The sequence below is a fragment of the Nocardia sp. NPDC051833 genome (assembly GCF_040681225.1).
Taxonomy (GTDB): domain Bacteria; phylum Actinomycetota; class Actinomycetes; order Mycobacteriales; family Mycobacteriaceae; genus Nocardia.
On sequence record NZ_JBFAYK010000003.1, the window covers coordinates 612800 to 629581 of the forward strand.

Annotated in this window: 19 protein-coding genes; 11 read left to right on the forward strand and 8 right to left on the reverse strand. The window is 70.7% G+C overall.

Annotated elements, in window-relative coordinates; genetic code table 11:
- Positions 1–10: 10 nt before the first annotated feature.
- The gene (locus AB0L91_RS27430) at positions 11–730 is read left to right on the forward strand and encodes a class II aldolase/adducin family protein (protein ID WP_365014933.1); all 720 of its coding nucleotides are present in this window, start codon (positions 11–13) and stop codon (positions 728–730) included.
- Positions 727–1671: an ABC transporter substrate-binding protein gene (locus AB0L91_RS27435; protein WP_365014935.1), complete on the forward strand. Its 945-nt coding sequence runs from the start codon at positions 727–729 to the stop codon at positions 1669–1671. Before AB0L91_RS27430 ends, AB0L91_RS27435 begins: the two co-directional genes overlap by 4 nt.
- 56 nt (positions 1672–1727) lie before the next feature.
- Here AB0L91_RS27435 and AB0L91_RS27440 read toward each other — a convergent pair whose 3' ends face one another.
- The gene (locus tag AB0L91_RS27440; protein ID WP_365014937.1) at positions 1728–2276 is read right to left on the reverse strand and encodes a hypothetical protein; all 549 of its coding nucleotides are present in this window, start codon (positions 2274–2276) and stop codon (positions 1728–1730) included.
- Between the two features lie 108 nt (positions 2277–2384).
- Here AB0L91_RS27440 and AB0L91_RS27445 point away from each other — a divergent pair, with 108 nt between their 5' ends.
- Entirely contained in the window at positions 2385–3533 is a 1149-nt protein-coding gene (locus AB0L91_RS27445) for a histidine kinase (protein WP_365014940.1), read from the forward strand.
- On the forward strand, positions 3530–4174 hold the full coding sequence (locus tag AB0L91_RS27450; RefSeq protein WP_365014942.1) for a response regulator transcription factor: 645 nt from the start codon (positions 3530–3532) through the stop codon (positions 4172–4174). Before AB0L91_RS27445 ends, AB0L91_RS27450 begins: the two co-directional genes overlap by 4 nt.
- Before the next feature lie 65 nt (positions 4175–4239).
- Here AB0L91_RS27450 and AB0L91_RS27455 read toward each other — a convergent pair whose 3' ends face one another.
- Positions 4240–4386: a hypothetical protein gene (locus AB0L91_RS27455; protein WP_365014945.1), complete on the reverse strand. Its 147-nt coding sequence runs from the start codon at positions 4384–4386 to the stop codon at positions 4240–4242.
- A 278-nt stretch (positions 4387–4664) separates the two neighbouring features.
- Between AB0L91_RS27455 and AB0L91_RS27460 the strand changes: the two genes are divergently transcribed.
- The 6 genes from AB0L91_RS27460 (at position 4665) to AB0L91_RS27485 (ending at position 8231) form a co-directional block, all read left to right on the forward strand.
- Positions 4665–4946 carry a hypothetical protein gene (locus AB0L91_RS27460; RefSeq protein ID WP_218717450.1) on the forward strand — a complete coding sequence of 94 codons (282 nt, stop codon included), beginning with the start codon at positions 4665–4667 and terminating at the stop codon, positions 4944–4946.
- A gap of 41 nt (positions 4947–4987) precedes the next feature.
- Positions 4988–5584 (forward strand): NAD-dependent epimerase/dehydratase family protein, encoded by a 597-nt coding sequence (locus tag AB0L91_RS27465; RefSeq protein ID WP_365014948.1) that lies wholly within the window; start codon positions 4988–4990, stop codon positions 5582–5584.
- Positions 5585–5637: 53 nt separating this feature from the next.
- Positions 5638–6522, forward strand: coding sequence for a transcriptional regulator CynR (gene cynR, locus AB0L91_RS27470; protein ID WP_365014953.1), 885 nt, complete (start codon positions 5638–5640; stop codon positions 6520–6522).
- 111 nt (positions 6523–6633) lie between these two features.
- Positions 6634–7227 carry a carbonic anhydrase gene (locus AB0L91_RS27475; protein ID WP_365014956.1) on the forward strand — a complete coding sequence of 198 codons (594 nt, stop codon included), beginning with the start codon at positions 6634–6636 and terminating at the stop codon, positions 7225–7227.
- A 25-nt stretch (positions 7228–7252) separates the two neighbouring features.
- Positions 7253–7723: a cyanase gene (gene cynS, locus AB0L91_RS27480; RefSeq protein ID WP_365014957.1), complete on the forward strand. Its 471-nt coding sequence runs from the start codon at positions 7253–7255 to the stop codon at positions 7721–7723.
- A 7-nt stretch (positions 7724–7730) separates the two neighbouring features.
- The gene (locus AB0L91_RS27485) at positions 7731–8231 is read left to right on the forward strand and encodes a nucleoside deaminase (RefSeq protein WP_365014960.1); all 501 of its coding nucleotides are present in this window, start codon (positions 7731–7733) and stop codon (positions 8229–8231) included.
- Here AB0L91_RS27485 and AB0L91_RS27490 read toward each other — a convergent pair whose 3' ends face one another.
- A complete protein-coding gene (locus tag AB0L91_RS27490) occupies positions 8232–8777 on the reverse strand; it encodes an ester cyclase (RefSeq protein ID WP_365014962.1) in 546 nt (181 codons plus the stop codon).
- Between the two features lie 71 nt (positions 8778–8848).
- Here AB0L91_RS27490 and AB0L91_RS27495 point away from each other — a divergent pair, with 71 nt between their 5' ends.
- A complete protein-coding gene (locus AB0L91_RS27495) occupies positions 8849–9484 on the forward strand; it encodes a helix-turn-helix domain-containing protein (RefSeq protein WP_365014963.1) in 636 nt (211 codons plus the stop codon).
- Here the strand turns inward: AB0L91_RS27495 and AB0L91_RS27500 are convergent.
- The 5 genes from AB0L91_RS27500 to AB0L91_RS27520 form a co-directional block, all read right to left on the reverse strand.
- On the reverse strand, positions 9477–10730 hold the full coding sequence (locus AB0L91_RS27500; protein WP_365014966.1) for a serine hydrolase: 1254 nt from the start codon (positions 10728–10730) through the stop codon (positions 9477–9479). The two genes, AB0L91_RS27495 and AB0L91_RS27500, sit on opposite strands and share 8 nt — an antisense overlap.
- Before the next feature lie 270 nt (positions 10731–11000).
- Positions 11001–13733, reverse strand: a complete 2733-nt coding sequence (locus tag AB0L91_RS27505; protein ID WP_365014968.1) for a fumarate reductase/succinate dehydrogenase flavoprotein subunit — start codon at positions 13731–13733, stop codon at positions 11001–11003.
- Complete coding sequence (locus AB0L91_RS27510; RefSeq protein ID WP_365014970.1) at positions 13730–14473, reverse strand: ABC transporter ATP-binding protein; 744 nt, start codon at positions 14471–14473, stop codon at positions 13730–13732. Before AB0L91_RS27510 ends, AB0L91_RS27505 begins: the two co-directional genes overlap by 4 nt.
- A complete protein-coding gene (locus tag AB0L91_RS27515) occupies positions 14470–15339 on the reverse strand; it encodes an ABC transporter permease (protein ID WP_365014973.1) in 870 nt (289 codons plus the stop codon). Before AB0L91_RS27515 ends, AB0L91_RS27510 begins: the two co-directional genes overlap by 4 nt.
- Positions 15336–16766: an ABC transporter substrate-binding protein gene (locus AB0L91_RS27520; RefSeq protein ID WP_365014976.1), complete on the reverse strand. Its 1431-nt coding sequence runs from the start codon at positions 16764–16766 to the stop codon at positions 15336–15338. The genes AB0L91_RS27515 and AB0L91_RS27520 overlap by 4 nt, the downstream gene beginning before the upstream one ends.
- Between the last annotated feature and the right edge of the window lie 16 nt (positions 16767–16782).

The following is a 16782-nucleotide window of genomic DNA, read 5'->3' on the forward strand; positions in this document are numbered from 1 at the left end:
GAGTCCTTCGATGACCACCACCGAAACCCGTCTGCCGGAGGCCGTCACGGCCTTCGTCGCGGCGGTGACCCGCGACGCCGAGACCGCGTTCCGGGTGTTCCGCGAGACCGGCACCGTCACCGGCAACGGCACCGTCAACTTCGTCGAGCGGGTGCCCGGCGAGGAGATCGCCGTCGCGCTCAACGCGCCGGGCCCCTGGGCGGCCGAGCGCACGGTCGAGCCCGTCGTCGCCACCTTCGACGGAGAAGTGCTGTCCGGCACGGGTTCCGCCGGTTTCGTCACCGGTTACGCGAAGGTGTTCCGCACGCACCCGGAGATCACCTCCGTCGTGCACATCCACACCCCGTGGCTGGGCGGCTGGGCGCAGACCCACCGCACCCTGCCGATCCGCTACGCCGCCTCGCAGCGCCTGACCCTGTCGCGGGAGATCCCGCCGCACATCGACCGCACCATCGGCGCGGGCGATTTCATCCTGAGCAAGCTCGAGACCGACCCGCACCTGGTCGCGATCTTCGAGGCCAACGGTGGCGCCAATGTGCTCGGCCGGGCCGGGCTGCTGGAACTGGCCAAGTTCGTGGTCCTGCTGGAGGAGGGCGCGCAGTACCAGGCCATCGCCGAAACCCTCGGCGGCTCGGTCGAATTCGATCCGTCCAACCTGGCGGTGCAGTGGAGCCGCAGCGGCCTGGCCGACGAGGCCCGCCGCCTCGGCCTGATCGGCGATGCCCGATGAGCCTGCGCGTCGGGTACTTCCCGCACAACAACTCGCTGTTCGTCCTGCGCCATCGCGGCATTCTCGAGCGCGCGATCCCCGACGTCGAATGGGTCGACCTGCGCGCCCTGCCGCAGGCCGAGCGCGTCGACCCGAAGACCGCTCTGCCGGGCGAACATTCGGACTGGCTGTTCACCGAGGGCGGCTACGACATCATCGGCACCGGCTTCACCCCGCCGCTGACCGCGCTCGCCAACCAGCGCGACATCGTCTACCTCGGCATCTCCGGGCCGCGCGTGGAGAACGGCAGGCTGGTGGCGACGGCCGCGAGCGGCATCACCTCCGCCGCCGACCTGCGGGGCAAGCGGGTCGGCATCGCGCACGGGTCGTGGCAGACGACGCTGCTGCTGTTCGCCCTCGATCAGGTGGGACTGACCTGGGCCGATGTCGAACCGGTCGACGTCGACGTACGCGGTGGCGGCGCCGCTCTGCTGTCCGGTGAGCTCGACGCCTGGGTCGGCACCTACCCCGGCCTGCGGGAGGTCGAGGCCGCCACGGAGCTGATCACCCTGGTCGACACCGCCGCGGTGTTCAGCCATCCGTCGCTGTGGTTCACCCGCCGCGACCTCGCCGAGAACAACCGGGCCGCGGTCGAGGCGGTCCTGGCCGCGCTGCGGGAGTCCGACGCCTGGATCGTCGCCAACCCGCGCGCGGCGGCCCAGTACTTCGTCGACGACGCGCAGGCGCGCGGCCTGCCCGCCGACCTGGACGCCTGGGAAGCCGCGCTGCGCGGCCGCCCGTTCGGCGTGCGCCCGGTCAGCGAGGACTTCCTCGACGAACAGCAGCGCGCCGCCGATCTGCTCGCCGACAACGGTCTGCTCCCGCGCACCGTCGACGTGCGGGCGGCGGTGCTGCCGTGGATCGGGACACTGCTCACCGAGCAGACGCCCGCCGCGGTCTGAGCCCCGCACCACGATGCCCCGGTACCGCATCGGTGCCGGGGCATCGCTCGTGTGCGTCAGCTCCGCTTCGACCCGGTGACCCACACGGGCCCGGTGAGCAGCCAGATCACGGTGATCACCCCCAGCGAGCCGAACACACCCATGAGCTGTTCGCGTTGCTGCGCATCGGCCACCGTGTAGCTCAGCGCCAGGGTGAGCGCGCCGGCGATGGCCGCGGCGCCGAGCCAGCGCGCGAAGTCGGCCCACTCCTTGCGGGCGCGTTCCGGACCGTCCTTCGGCACCTTCACCGGTGCCGGTCCACCCGCGAAGCGATAGGCGAAACGCGTGTCGAGCCATTCGATCATCCGGTGCCCGAACATGACCGTGCAGCCGAGGTAGATGCCGGCCAGCCGGTGCGCGAAACCCACCTCGCCGCCCCGGTGCAGATCGATGGCCACCGCGACCACCAGGACCACGTCCAGCACCGGGACCAGCGCCAGCGTCACCAGGCCCGCGCGGCGCAGCCGCACGACATAGCGCAGCAGCAGACCGCCCACCACGAGCACCCAGAAACCGACCTCGCACGCGGCGATGGTCAGCAGTACGGGGTTGTTCATTGCGTCCATTTCCCCACTGTGCCGGGCGCACCCGGGCGCCGTCGTCCCGCTGACGGCGCGCCCGCGGTCCCCCTTTCGGGGGACCCGGGACCCGGTCCGGGTGTGCTGAAATGAGGCATGCCCCCGTCCCCCACGCTCCTGTCCCGGCTCGTGGCGGTGTACGACAGCGCGACGGCGGCCGCCGTCGGCGTGTTCCTGGTCGGGTTGCTGCTGTGGGCCGTCGGCGGCTGGCCGGTGGTCGTCGACCGCGATCTGTACCCCCCGGTGGCGAAGCTGGCACTGCTGTGCGCGGCCTTCGCGATCCAGCTGACCGCCCAGCACCGGCCGGGGCTCGCCTTCGGGCTGATGGTTCTCCTGCTGGCCGGTGACTTCGTCCTCGGGCCGTCGCTGCCGCTGTGGATCGCCCTGTCCGACGTCATCTACCTGGCCGTCAGCGCCGGTTCGGACCGGCTCGGCGCGGTGGTCGCCGGGTTCGCGGTCGCGGTGACCGTGGGCGGTGCGCTGCTGGCGCTGACCGTGCTCGGGCTCCGGGTGGCGATCTACACCGCGCTGATCGGGGTCGCGATCACCTGGTCACCGCTGGGCTACGCGCGCGCGGTGCGGGCCTCGCGCCGCATGGTCGGGGTGGAGCGCAGCGCGGCCAGGGCCGAACTCGCCGCCCGCGACGCCGAGCGCTCGGCCGCACTCGGCGACGAGCGCAGGCGGGTCGCCCGGGACCTGCACGACACGGTGGCCGGTCACCTGTCCGCGGTCGCGATCCTGGCCGAGGTGGCGCAGAAGAACCCCGGCGACACCGCCGTCCTGCAATCGATCCGGGCAGGCAGCCTGGCCGCGCTCGACGAGATGCGCGCGACCATCGACCTGCTGACCTCCCCCGACGACACCGCCGTCACGGCCCGCCTGTCCTCCCTGGACGGCCTGATCGATGCCGCCGAGGCCGCCGGGGGCACGGTGACCCTGCGCCGGCAGTCCGATCTGCCGCTGTCCACCGCGGTGGAAGCGGTGCTCACGCGCATCCTGGGTGAGACGATCGCGAACGCGACCAAGCACGCACCGGGCGCGCCGCTGGTGATCGACGTGCGCCGCGACGCCGGCAGGCTGGTCATGACGGCATCGAACCCGATCCCGCCGGGGCGGCCCGAGGGGGAAGGAAACGGATTGCGCAACATGATCTTTCGCGCCGAATCGATCGACGGCACGCTCACCGCGGGTGCCGAGGACGGTACCTGGCGCGTGCGCGCGCGGATTCCGCTGGGGGAGCGATGACGGTCACGGTGGTGGTGGCCGACGATCACGCCACGATCCGGGCGGGGATCACCATGCTGCTCGAGTCGTCCGGGCAGATCCGGGTCGTCGGCGAAGCGGGCGACGGGGTCGCCGCCGTGCGGCAGACCCGCGCGCTGAATCCCGACGTGGTGCTGATGGACGTGCGCATGCCGCGCGTCGACGGGCTGGAGGCCACCGCGGCGGTGGTCGCCGAGACGACCGCGAAAGTGCTGGTGCTCACCACCTTCGCCATCGACGACTACGTCCTCGGGGCGCTCGCGGCGGGAGCGAGCGGGTTCCTGCTCAAGTCCGTCGGTGGCGACGAACTGGTGCGTGCGGTCCTCGCCGTGGCCGACGGTGACGCGGTGCTCGACCCGAAGGTGACCCGCGCGGTGATCGCCGCACTGCCCCGGGCGGCTGCCCAGGCGCCGCCGCCCGACCTGTCCGCCCTCACCGATCGCGAACGGCAGGTCCTCGCCGGTCTCGGCGCCGGACTGTCGAATCAGCAGATCGGCAGCCGCCTGCACATCGGCGAGGCCACCGTGAAGACCCACGTCTCCCGGGTGCTCACCAAACTCGGCGTACAGTCGCGGGTGCAGGCGGCCGTGATCGCCACCCAGGCGGGGCTGGAACCGTACTGACCACGCGACGGCGATGCCCCGGGACCGAGTGCGGTCACCGGGGCATCGAGTCGGCGGGGCGGTGTTCAGCGTGCGGGTTGGGGGTCCGTCCGATCGTGACGGATCCGTCGTGATTCAAACCAATAGGTCAGGGAAACGGTGGCGTAGGAAGCCACTACCACTGCTGCGGTCACCAGAAGAAACGCGACGATCAAGGAAATCAGGAAAGCCATGTGCCCTCCTCGCGGTACGGTAGACAGGCGATGAAGGTGGTGGTCAGCGCCTCGTCGCGCCGATTCCGGACAAGCCCCGCGCTCTCGATAGTAGGGGCCCGGCGCGACAGTGGCACGGCCCGACGGGTGTGACGGCGGTCATGGTCGTCGCGGAGTGTCGGCTACGCCATCGAAGCGGCCTGAGGTTGAATGTTCAATGGATCTGGGGTTCTACCGCGTCACGAGTTCTCGACATCGGCTTCACCACGAACATCCGACGAAGGAGCACGATCGTGAGCATGATCCTGGCTGTGTTGGACGGCGCTGTTCTCGCGCAGGTCGGCAACCCCACGCCGGAAGCCCCGCCGATGGCGGAGAAGATCTTGCAGTTGGGCCGGTACTTCACCTGGATGATCCTGCTGTCCGGCGTCACCGCCATCACCTACGGCGGTGGCCGGTTCGCCTGGGAGAAGTGGAGCGGCGGCGGTCTGCAGTCGCCGAAGATGATCGCCAGCGCCATGGCGGGCGGCGCCGTGGCGACCAGTGCGGGCACGATCATGAACGCGGTGATCGGAGCCTGACCTCCGGTCCCGTGGCGCGCGGCCCCGGCTAAGGTCGGGGCGTGCGTATCTTCCTCGCCGGCGCCACGGGCGTCATCGGAACGCGATTGCTGCCGTTGCTGATCGGCGCGGGCCACGAGGTAGCCGGCCTGACGCGCTCCCCGGGCAAGGCGGCAGCGATCCGCGCCGCCGGAGCCCACCCGATCGTGCACGACGTCTACGACGCGCCCGGCCTCGCCGCGGCGGTCACCGACTTCGCGCCCGACCTGGTGCTGCACCAGCTCACCGACCTCCCCGACGATGTCGCCGAGCTGGCGACCTCCGGCGAGGCGAACGCGCGCATCCGCACCGAGGGCACCGCCAATCTGCTGGCCGCGGCCGACGCCGCAGGCGCGGAACGCTTTCTCGCCCAGAGCATCGCCTGGCAGCCGCCCGCCGGACGCGGTGCGGTGATCGCCGCGCACGAGGCCGCGGTGCTCGCCGCCGGCGGGGTGGTGATCCGCTACGGCCAGTTCTACGGCCCGGGAACGTATTACGAGTCGACACCGCCGGAGCATCCCCGCATCCACGTCGACGCTGCGGCCGCGCGCACGGTCGAGCTGCTCGACGCGCCGACCGGCACGGTGATTGTTGTCGACCCGGTGGATGATCCGCGATAGGCCACATGCTGGGGCAAGCCGTGGTTCGATAGTGGCTATCTATCATGATGGCCATGGAGCTGCGTCATATCCGGTACCTGCTCGCCGTCGCCGACCACGGGAACTTCACCCGGGCCGCCGAGTCGCTGCACATCTCCCAGCCGACGCTGTCCCAGCAGATCAAACAGCTCGAGCGGCTGCTCGGCGTGCAGTTGCTCGACCGCTCCGGCCGGACCGTGCGGCTAACCGACCCCGGTCGGGTCTACGCCGAACACGCGCGTAACGCGTTGCGCGACCTCGCCGCCGGGGAGCGCGCGGTCCACGATGTGCAGGATCTGACCAGGGGACACCTGCGGGTCGCGATGACGCCCACGATCACCGCCTATCTCATCGGCCCGCTGATGGATCGGTTCCATCGCGCGCACCCGAATGTCACCGTGGCGGTCACCGAGACCACCCAGGATCGGCTGGAGGAGGACCTGCTCGCCGACGCCATCGATCTCGGTATCGCCTTCAGCGGCACCCATGCCGCGGGCATCGACAGCACGGCCCTGTTCACCGAGGACCTGAGTGTGGTGGTCGGAGCGGACCATGCCCTCGCCGCGCACGCCGGGCCGCTGCCGATCGTGGATCTCGCCGCCGTGCCCCTGGCGCTGCTCAGCCGCGATTTCGCGACCCGCACCCACATCGACGCCTACCTCGCCGGCCACGAGGTGGCGCCGCGCATCGCGATCGAGGCGAACTCGATCAGCGCGCTGGTCGAATTCACCCGGCGCGGCACGCTCGGCACCGTCCTGCCCGACGCCATCGCCCGCGCCCACCCGGACTTGCGCCCGGTCCCGCTCGAACCCGCGCTGCCGAGCCGGACGGTGGAACTGCTGCGCCGCGGCACCGCCTATCACTCGGCCGCTGCCCGTGCCTTCGCCGCGATCGCCCGGGACACCGCCGCCGATTCATAGATGCCAACAATAGGAACTGTAAGAACTGCATATTGGACGCTATAGCTCCCGACGGGCAGGCTGGATCTCGATCAGCAACACCGAGCCGGCACCCACCGAAGGGAGCGATCCATGACCGACCTCGCGGACGGCGTCACGCACTTCCAGCACGACGTCTTCCCTGGCAAGGCAGCGCTTTTCGCCGATCTGGCGACCACCCACACGCCCCACACGCTGTTCATCGGCTGCTCCGACGCGCGCGTCGTGCCGGAGCTGATCACCAGCAGTGAGCCCGGCGAGCTCTTCGTGATCCGCACCGCGGGCAACCTCGTGCCCGCCTACGCGCCGGGCGGCGACGGGATCGCCGCCAGTATCGAATACGCGGTCGCGGTGCTCGGGGTGTCGCGGGTCGTCGTCTGTGGCCATTCCGGCTGCGGCGCGATGACCGCGGTCGCCGAGCGCCACGATCTGAGCGCGATGCCGACCATCGCCCAGTGGCTGCGGTACACCGATGCCGCGGCGGCCCGGCTCGGACCGGCCGGCGCGGTCGATCTGCCGAGGCTCGTGCGCGCCAATGTTGTTGCGCAGCTGTCGAACCTGGCCACCCACCCGTCCGTGTCCCGCGCGCTCGGCACGGGTGCGCTCATCGCCGAGGGCTGGGTGTTCGACATCGGCTCCGGCACGGTGACGGTCGTCGACGGCACCGAGCACACTCCCGCCGCCTGAACCCCTCCAGGAAAGGAACCATCCCATGATCCACGCACAGTTCGATCCCACCGCCCGCCAATCCCTGGCCGTCACCGCGGTCGCCGCGAAGACGGCGAAAGACCTGAGTTGGCAGGAGATCGCGGACGCCGCCGGTCTGTCGGTCGCGTTCGTCACCGCCGCCGTGCTCGGTCAGCACGCCCTGCCCGAGGCGTCCGCGGTGGCCGTCGCCGAGCTGCTCGGCCTCGACGCCGACGCGGCGGTCCTGCTGCAGGCCATCCCCACCCGCGGCTCGATCCCCGGCGGCATCCCGACCGATCCGACGATCTACCGCTTCTACGAGATGCTGCAGGTCTACGGCACCACGCTGAAAGCGCTCGTGCACGAACAGTTCGGCGACGGCATCATCAGCGCGATCAACTTCACGCTCGACGTGCGCAAGGTCGCCGACCCCGAGGGCGGCGAGCGCGCCGTGATCACCCTCGACGGCAAGTACCTGCCCACCAAGCCGTTCTGAGGTCGTCATGGATTTCGCACAGCACACCATCGACCTGGCCCGCCGCAATGTGGAGGCGGGCGGGCGCCCGTTCGCGACAGTGATCGTGCGCGACGGCGAGATTCTGGCCGAGAGTCCGAATCTGGTCGCCCAGACCAGCGACCCCACTGCGCACGCCGAGATCCTCGCCATCCGGGCGGCCTGTACGACGCTGGGCACCGAGCATCTGGTCGGGACGACGATCTACATTCTCGCGCTGCCGTGCCCGATGTGCCTGGGCGCGCTGTACTACTGCTCACCCGACGAGGTCGTCTTCCTCACCACGCGCGACGCCTACGCACCGCACTACGTCGACGACCGGAAGTACTTCGAGTTCAACACCTTCTACGACGAATTCGCGACCCCGTGGGATCAGCGTCGGCTGCCCCTGCGGCACGAACCGCGTGCTGATGCCGTCGAGGTGTACCGCCGCTGGCAGGAACGCAACGGTGGTGACCGCCGGGTGAGTGGCGCTCCGACCGCCGGATGATCAGCGGCCCGCGCGGACTTCGCGGACCGCGCGGCGCTTGAGTTGCACCGACCGCAGCAGATACACCGGCGAGGGCGGCAGCCAGCCGAGCTGGCGGGCCATGCCCAGGTCGTCGCGGTTGGCCCAGTGCTCGAAGATCTTGCCGTCGCGCATGCGGAACCAGTGCGATTCGGTCATCGCGAAGGTCTTGCCGGTCGGCGGGAAGGCGTTGTCCACGGCGCCGGACTCGGTGTAGAAGACCAGCGGGCCGATCTGGCGGCCGTGCATCGTCGCGTAGACGGTCACCAGATCGCCCTCGACCGCCGTGGTGTGGATGTCGTAGGACATGTCGGTGAACGCCTCGCGCAGCCACTCGGCGAGCGCGTGGATTCCGGCCGGGCCGGTGCCGCGCGCCCAGGGCGGCGCGGCCCGGCGTTCGCGGGTGATGCCGTCGGGATGGGTGACCTCGGCGAGGTCGGCGACGCTGCCGTCCACCATGAGATGGATGCCGCGGATCGCCACGGACGTCAGGTCGCCTGCCACGACCTGTGGGCTGATGGTGTTCATGATGACGCTCCGTCTGTGATAGAACTCCAATTGGGTAAAGTCGGACTGTATCTAAAAGTATTGGACCCCTCATGACCGAAGTCAAGAGGCGCTACGACGCGTCGGGGCGGCGCGCGCGAGCCAAGGCGCGGCGCCATGCGATGGTGGCCGCGGCCCAGGAGCTGTTCGAGCGCGACGGGTTCCGGCCGACGACCATCGCGGCGATCGCCGAGCGCGCGGGCGTCTCGGCGGAGAGTGTGTACAAGGCGTTCGGCACGAAGGCGGCGCTGGCCAAGGCCGTGTTCGACGTGGTCATCGCGGGCGACGACGAGGACGTCCCGGTCTATCAGCGCCCCGAGCAGCAGGCGATGCTGGCCGAACCGGACGTGCGCCGCAAGATCGCGATGTTCGTCCGCGGGCTGGCCCGGCGACAGGCCCGGTCGGCCACGGTCCAGTTCCTGATCCGCGACGGCCGCCACGTCGACGATTCGCTCACCCCGGTGTGGGACAAGCTGGCCGAGGAGGGCCTGGTCGGGATGACCATGCTGGGTGGGCACCTGCTCGACACGGGGCAGCTGCGGCCCGGGATCGAGCTCGACGAGGTCCGCGACGTGCTGTGGAACTACCTCGCCATCGACACCTACGAGCGGCTGGTCCTCGCCAGGGGCTGGTCGGTGGACCGCTACGCGGACTGGGTCGCGCGCACGATCATCGCCGCGCTCACCTGAGGCTCAGCCACGCGGGTGCGCGGTCCAGCCGCGGCAGGGTCTCGGACACCTGGGACACCAGCTGCCAGGGGCGATTCGTGTCGGTCCCGGCCTTGCCGCTGGTGAGGATCGCGCCCGCGAGTCCGCGCTCGGGATCGGCCCACCCGTATTGCGTCGTCAGCCCGCTGCGGCCGAAGTGGAATCGGGTGTCGCGGCCGAATTTCGAACGTCGCCCGCCCAGTTCGAATCCCGCGCGGCTGACCCGTCCCGCCGCGCCGGGCATCCGGTCGGCGGGCCGGATCGCATCGAACAGCGTGGTGGGTTCGATGATCCGGATGCCGTCGAGTTCACCACCGTGGGTGAGGATTTCGTAGAAGCGCGACAGCTCGGCAGCGGTGGTCACCAGGTTGCCGGACGGTAGTTCGGCGGTGAGGAACGCGTCGTTGTCGGCCTTGGACGCCTTGTCCATCCGCCCGCCGAGCGCCTTGCGCGCCAGGAACAGCGACAGCCGCGACGGCGGCGGCCCGGTCTTCACGCTCGGCACGACCCGGTCGAGATCGGCCGGGTCGACGCCGAAGTTGTTCCAGCGGAATCCGAACGGCACCAGTACCTGCTCGGCGAGGTGCTCGCGCATCCGCTTGCCGGTCGCCCGCTGCACGAGCAGGCGCTGGATCAGCCCGCTGGTCAGGGCGTGATAGACACGGAACCGGCCGGGCGGCCAGCTCGGCACGAGATCGGCGAGCGCCGCGACGGCCAGATCCTCGTCGGGAACGACCTCGCTGCCCTTGTACGGCGGGGTGATGAACGGGACGCCCGCCGAATGCGACAGTACGTCGCCGATGGTGATCCGGTCCTTGCGATGCGAGGAGAACTCCGGAATGTATTCGCACACACGGTCGTCCAGTGCGAAGGCACCCTGCTCGACGAGCATGGACATCACCGTCGCGGCCACGCCCTTCGCGGTCGAGAAGCCGCAGAACGGGGTGTCCGGGGTCGCCAGGATCTTCTCGGCATCGGGCGAATCCCTGGGTGCATTACCCCACCCGTGGCCGATGGTCCGGTTCAGCACGACCTTGCCGTTGCGCCGCAGGCACACCTGGATCGCCGGCGAGGTACCCATCGCGTACCAGTCGCGCACGGAGTCCCACAGCCGAGCGACGGCCTCGGCCGATGTACCGGCCTCGACGGGGTCGTCCTCGTGGCCGACCGTCGTCACCGTGTCCAGGTCCTCGGCGACCGTCACCAACGTGCCCGAGAGTGCGCTCATGCGACCCAGCCTATCGACGCCGCGGATCACCGACACTGTGACGCGGGCATCTCGAGGCTGTGACCTGGGGAGATATCGGGGAGATCCGATCGAGAGGAACCGCAGGTGGACCGCCGTCGGGCTCGGTGGTCCTCGGCGCGGATGCTGTCGGCCGAACCGCATCGCGCGCCGTCCGGCCGCCGTGGTCGATCCGGCGCCTGAACTGGGTTGTGCGCCGTCGCCCGGACCGTGTCGCTGCGGCGCTACGGCACGGTCCCGATGCGGCGCCGGTCACGCGTGCGCTTCGGTGAGCACGGCGGCCTGGGCCGGGTCGCCCGGGGTGCGGCCCGCCGCGACGACGGCACGCCGGGCGTAGGCGCGGACATCGGCGTCCGGGTCGGCGATCGCGGTCTCGAGCGCGTTCACGGCGGCGGTGTCGGTCGGCCAGGTCGCCAGGGCGAGGACCGCGGCCTTGCGGACGTCGAGATGCCGGTCGGTGAGGGCGTCTGCCAGGGGCGCCACGGCCGCTTCGGGGGCGGCACCGGCGAGGCCACGGGCCGCACCTACCCGGACCTGCCAGGCCGAATGCCGCAGTGCGGCAGCCAGTCCCGTGACATCGTCGGCGCCGGGACCCAGCGCGGCGTAGGCCGTCAGCGCGGCGGCCCGCACCAGCGGATCGAGATCGGCGCCGAGTACCCGGATGACCTCGACCCCGCCCGCCCCGATCGACGCCAGCCCCTGGGCGACGGCGATGCGCACCTCACGGTTGGTGTCACCGGCGATGGAGGCCACCGCCGCGGCGTCGTCGAGCGAGACCAGCGCCCGCACCGCCTCGATCCGCACCCGATGATCGGTATCACCCAGCGCCGCACGGTAGTCCGCCGCCGATCCGGCCCGCAACGCCCGCAGCAGGTCGACCACGGTCGCCCGGACCAGCGGATCGGGCGAGCCCAGGTGCTCGGCCAGCGCACCCGCGCCCGGGAGCACCTCCACCAGTTCGCGCAGGCTCTCGGTCGCGGCCCGGCGCACCGAGGCCGCGTCGTCGCCGAGCGCGCGCACCAGCTCGGTGGCGAACCCGTCGGGCGTGTTCTCGGTGAGCACCGACAGCGCCGCCACCCGGACGACGGGATCGGGATCGGTCAGGTAGCTCGACACCTCGTCGACGCCAGGGGAATCCAGCGCGAGCAGGGTCACCAGCCGGGGGGAGGACGGCGAGGTCGCGACCGGTCGTTCGCGTACCGGGGCCTCCTGTGGTGCCCGTGTCCCGACGAGCGCGGGCTGGGCGATCACCTCGACGATCGGTTCGGCCGACGGCACATCGTCGAGTCCGGGAACCGGAACCAGATACGGTGCGACCGAACGCTTCACGAACTCCATCTCGCCCGTCGCGGTCTTGCGCAGGTTCAGATGAAAGTTCCACGACTCGTCATCGCGCTCGGGCAGATCGGCCCGGTCGTGATAGAGCCCCCACCGGGATTCGGTGCGGGTCAGCGAACTCCGCGCCGCCATCTCCGCGCAGTCGCGGATGAACGAGACCTCCGCGGCCCGCATCAGCTCGTGCGGGGTGCGCGCCCCGATGCCCTCGACCTCCCCGCGCATTCGCTCGAAGGTCTCGACCGCGATCGACAGCTTGGCCGCGGTCTTCGGCGGCGCCACATAGTCGTTCACGAATCGCCGCAGCTTGTACTCGACCTGCGGCTGCGGCGGGCCCTCCGGCTGGCGCAGCGGCCGGTAGATGAGCTCGTGCGCGTCGGCCAGCTGGTCCTCGGGCAGCTCGGCGGGGGCCGCGACCTCGGTCAGTGTCGAGGCCGCGTGCGCGCCGGCCAGATCGCCGTAGACGAACGCGCCGATCATGTAGTTGTGCGGCACGCAGGCCAGATCGCCCGCCGCGTACAGGCCGGGGACCGTGGTGCGCGCGTTCTCGTCCACCCAGACACCGGACGCGGAATGCCCACCGCACAAACCGATCTCGGAGATGTGCATCTCGATGTCGTGGGTGCGGTAGTCGTGGCCGCGATTGGCGTGGAAGGTGCCGCGGGTGGGCCGCTCGGTGGTGTGCAGGATCGACTCGAGCGTGGACAGCGTCTCGTCCGGCAGGTGCGAGACCTTCAGGTAGATGGGCCCGCGCGCGGACTCGATCTCCTGCTTCACCTCGGCCATCATCTGCCCCGACCAGTAGTCGGAGTCGACGAACCGCTCACCCTCGGCATTGACCTGGTAGCCGCCGAACGGGTTCGCGACGTAGGCGCAGGCGGGTCCGTTGTAGTCCTTGATGAGCGGGTTGATCTGGAAGCATTCGATCCCCGAGAGCTCGGCGCCCGCGTGGTAGGCCATCGCGTAGCCGTCGCCGGCGTTGGTGGGGTTCTCGTAGGTGCCGTAGAGGTAGCCCGAGGCGGGCAGCCCGAGGCGGCCGCACGGACCGGTCGCCAGGATCACCGCTTTCGCGCCGACCGCGACGAACTCACCGGTGCGCGTGTTCAACGCGGCCGCGCCCACCGCCCGCCCGTTCTCGGTGAGCACCCGCACGGGCATCAGCCGGTTCTCGATGCGGATCTTCTCGCGCATCGTGCGCTGGCGCAGGACGCGATACAGCGCCTTCTTCACGTCCTTGCCCTCGGGCATCGGCAGCACGTAGGACCCCGACCGGTGCACCCGGCGCACCGCGTACTCGCCGTACTCGTCCTTCTCGAACTTCACGCCGTAGCGTTCGAGCCGCTGCACCATCGCGAAGCCCCGGGTCGCGGTCTGATACACGGTGCGCTGGTCGACGATGCCGTCGTTGGCGCGGGTGATCTCGGCGACGTAGTCCTCCGGCTCGGCCTTGCCGGGGATGACGGCGTTGTTCACGCCGTCCATGCCCATGGCGAGCGCGCCGGAGTGCCGCACGTGCGCCTTCTCCAGCAGCAGCACGGTCGCCCCGGACTCCGCGGCGGTGAGGGCGGCCATGGTGCCCGCGGTGCCGCCGCCGATGACCAGGACGTCGCAGTCGAGGCGGACGCGGTCGGACAGGTCGGGAATGTTCACAGTGACTCCAGGATTCGGTCCCGTAGCGCCTGCCGGTCCACCGGCTCACGCGGGTCGGGCACCTCCACGAGCGCGCGCAGCGCACCGTCGCCGAGGACGGCGATCCGATCGCCGAGCAGCAGCGCTTCGTCGAGGTCGTGGGTGACGAAAACGATGGTGGTGGGATGTGCGCGCCAGGTGTCGACGAGCAGGCGCTGCATCTCCGCGCGGGTCTGGCTGTCGAGCGCGCCGAACGGCTCGTCCATCAGGACCGCGCGCGGCGACCCGGCCAGGCTGCGGGCCAGCTGCACCCGCTGGCGCATGCCACCGGACAGATCGCGCGGCAGATAGTCGGCGTAGCCGGTCAGCCCGACCTCGTCGAGCCAGCGCTGCGAGGTCCGCGCCCGCTCGCCGCGCGGTACACCGCGAAGCCGCAGGGCCAGCTCGACATTGGCGCGCGCGGTGCGCCACGGCAGCAGCGCGTCGTCCTGGAACACCAGCGCGCGATCGGCCGACGGACCGGTCACGGTGTCCTCGTCGGCCCGGATGATCCCGCCGCTCGGGCGGCGCAGCCCGGCGAGCGCGCGCAGCAGCGTCGACTTGCCGCAGCCGGATTTGCCCACCAGGACCAGGATCTCGCCGGGCGCGATGTCGAGGTCGACGCCGCGCACGACGGTCTTGGCGCCGTAGCTGATCCGTACCGATTCCAGGCGCAGCCGCATGCCGACCGAGACGGCGGGCGCGGCGGTGGTCGTGGTCATGACGCGACCTCTCTCGGCAGCCAGCGGGTGACCCGGCGGCCTGCCAGTTCGACGATTCCGGAGGTGAGGAAGCCGAGCACGCCGATGGTAATCATGCCGACGAACACGGCGGGGTAGTCGACGATGGTGTAGGACTGCCAGGTGCGGTAGCCGATGCCGAGCCGCCCGGAGATCATCTCGGCGGAGATGAGGCAGATCCAGGCCACGCCCATGCCCACCGAGAGCCCGCTGAACACCCCGGGCAGGATGCCGGGGACGACCACCCTGGTCAGCACCTCGCGCCGGGACGCGCCGAGCGTGCGGATCGCGTCCTCCCAGATGGTCGGCAGCGCCCTGGTGGCGTGCCGGGTGCTCACCAGCACCGGGAACAGCGACGCGGTGAAGGTGATGAACACGATGCCGGACTCGTCGCTGGGGAACAGCAGGATCGCCACCGGCACCAGCGCGATCGCCGGGATCGGGCGGACCAGCTCGGCCAGCGGACCGAACACGTCGGCCAGCAGCCGGGACCGGCCCAGGCCGATGCCCGCCAGCACACCGACGATCGCGGCCAGGCCGAACCCGGTCACGATCCGGATCAGCGACTGCGCCACATCGAGGTAGTACTGCCCGGTGCCCAGATGCTCGCCGAACTCGGCGACGATCTCGGTCACCGTCGGCAGTGTGTCGAAGCGCAGGCCCGCGCGCACATCGCCCGCGGTGAGCAGCTGCCACAGCCCGACCGCGGCCAGCACCGAGGCGACCCGGATCGACCGCGAGATCCACACCGACCGGCCGGTGTCGCTGTCGACGGCGTCGGGGTGCCGGGCCGCCGCGCCGGTGTCGTCCACGGCGGCCGCGGTGCGCGGACCGGAAACCGTACTCATCCGCGGACTTCCGTCACGGCCTGGTCGTAGGCGATCGGCGTGGCGGCGGGATGGGCGGCGCGGTAGCGGTCGGCGGCGGCCTGCGTGGTGAACGGCAGGTAGCGGTCGGCGTCGCGCAGCCAGATCGCCTTGTCGGCGAACCAGCGGGTGCCCAGCTCTGCGTCGGGGAGGTAGACCGCGCGGATCGTCTTGCCCTGCGCCTTGGCGGCCTGGACCGCCCGCAGCAGGCAGGCCGGGTTCGCGGCGGGCTGCGGCTTGTCGGCGCCGTCGACCCAGATCTCGCCCGCCAGCGCCGGATCGGTCACGGGCACCGCGCAGATCGGATCGGTTCCGGTGACCTTGCTGGGGTTCACCCGCGCGGCCAGCGCGGTGTCGTAGTCGCCGCGCCCGGTCTCGGCGAAGGCCTGGCGCAGCGGGCCGTCCTGCACGAACGCGTCGATGTCGAGGTCGGCGAAGTCGCCGATCGACTTCAGGTAGGTCACATCGTCTTTGAACGCGGCGATCAGGTTCGCTTTGAGGGTGGTATCGAAGCTGGTGCCGCCGGGGCCGTTGTAGAGGTAGACGACCTCCTGCGGCAGGCCGGAGCCCTTGGCGACGAGATCGGCTGCCTCGAACGGCTTCTCGTTGAGGAACGCGGTCGCGTCCAGCTGCGCGGCCAGGAACGCCTGCAGCACTTCGGGATGGTCGGCGGCGTAGGCGCGGCGGGCGACCACGCCGTGGAAGGTCGGCACGTTCAGCTCGGCGCCGTCGTAGAGCAGCTTGGCCTTGTTCTGCTGCACCAGCAGACCCGGCCAGGCCACGAACTGCGAGAGTGCGCTCACCTGATGCGATTCCAGCGCGGTCGCGCCGACCTGCGGCTGCTGGTTGAGCACCTCCACGCCCTCGGCCGGGTCGATGCCCGCCCGGCTCAGCGCCTGCACGAGCGTGCCGTGGCCCGCCGAACCGACACTGGCCGAGATCTTCTGGCCCGCCAGATCGGTGAGCGAGCGCGCGGGCGAATCATTGGGCACCACCACCATGTTCAGCGCGCCCTTGGGGTTGTAGCCGGTGATCGACACCAGCTCGGTGCGGGCGCGCTCGTTGGCCTGGGTGCGGGAACCGTTGATGAGCAACGGGTAATCGCCCATCGAGCCGATATCGATCTTCTCAGCCACCATCTGCGCGGTGATCGGCGCGCCGGTGTCGTAGTCCTGCCACTCCACCTGGTACTTCGCGCCGCCGGCGTCGGTGATCCGCTGCAGCCGCTGCTCCAGGTAACCCTGCGCCTTGAGCAGGGTGCCCGCGGTGACGGTGTTGATGGTCTTGGACTGGTAGCCGATGACGACCTTGACGGTGCCCGCCGGCGCGGCGTCGGTGCTGTCGAGCGAGCAGCCCGCCGCGGTGAGCGCGAGGGCGAGCACGGCGGGGACGAGACGAGTGAGCTTCATGCGTGGATTTCCCGGG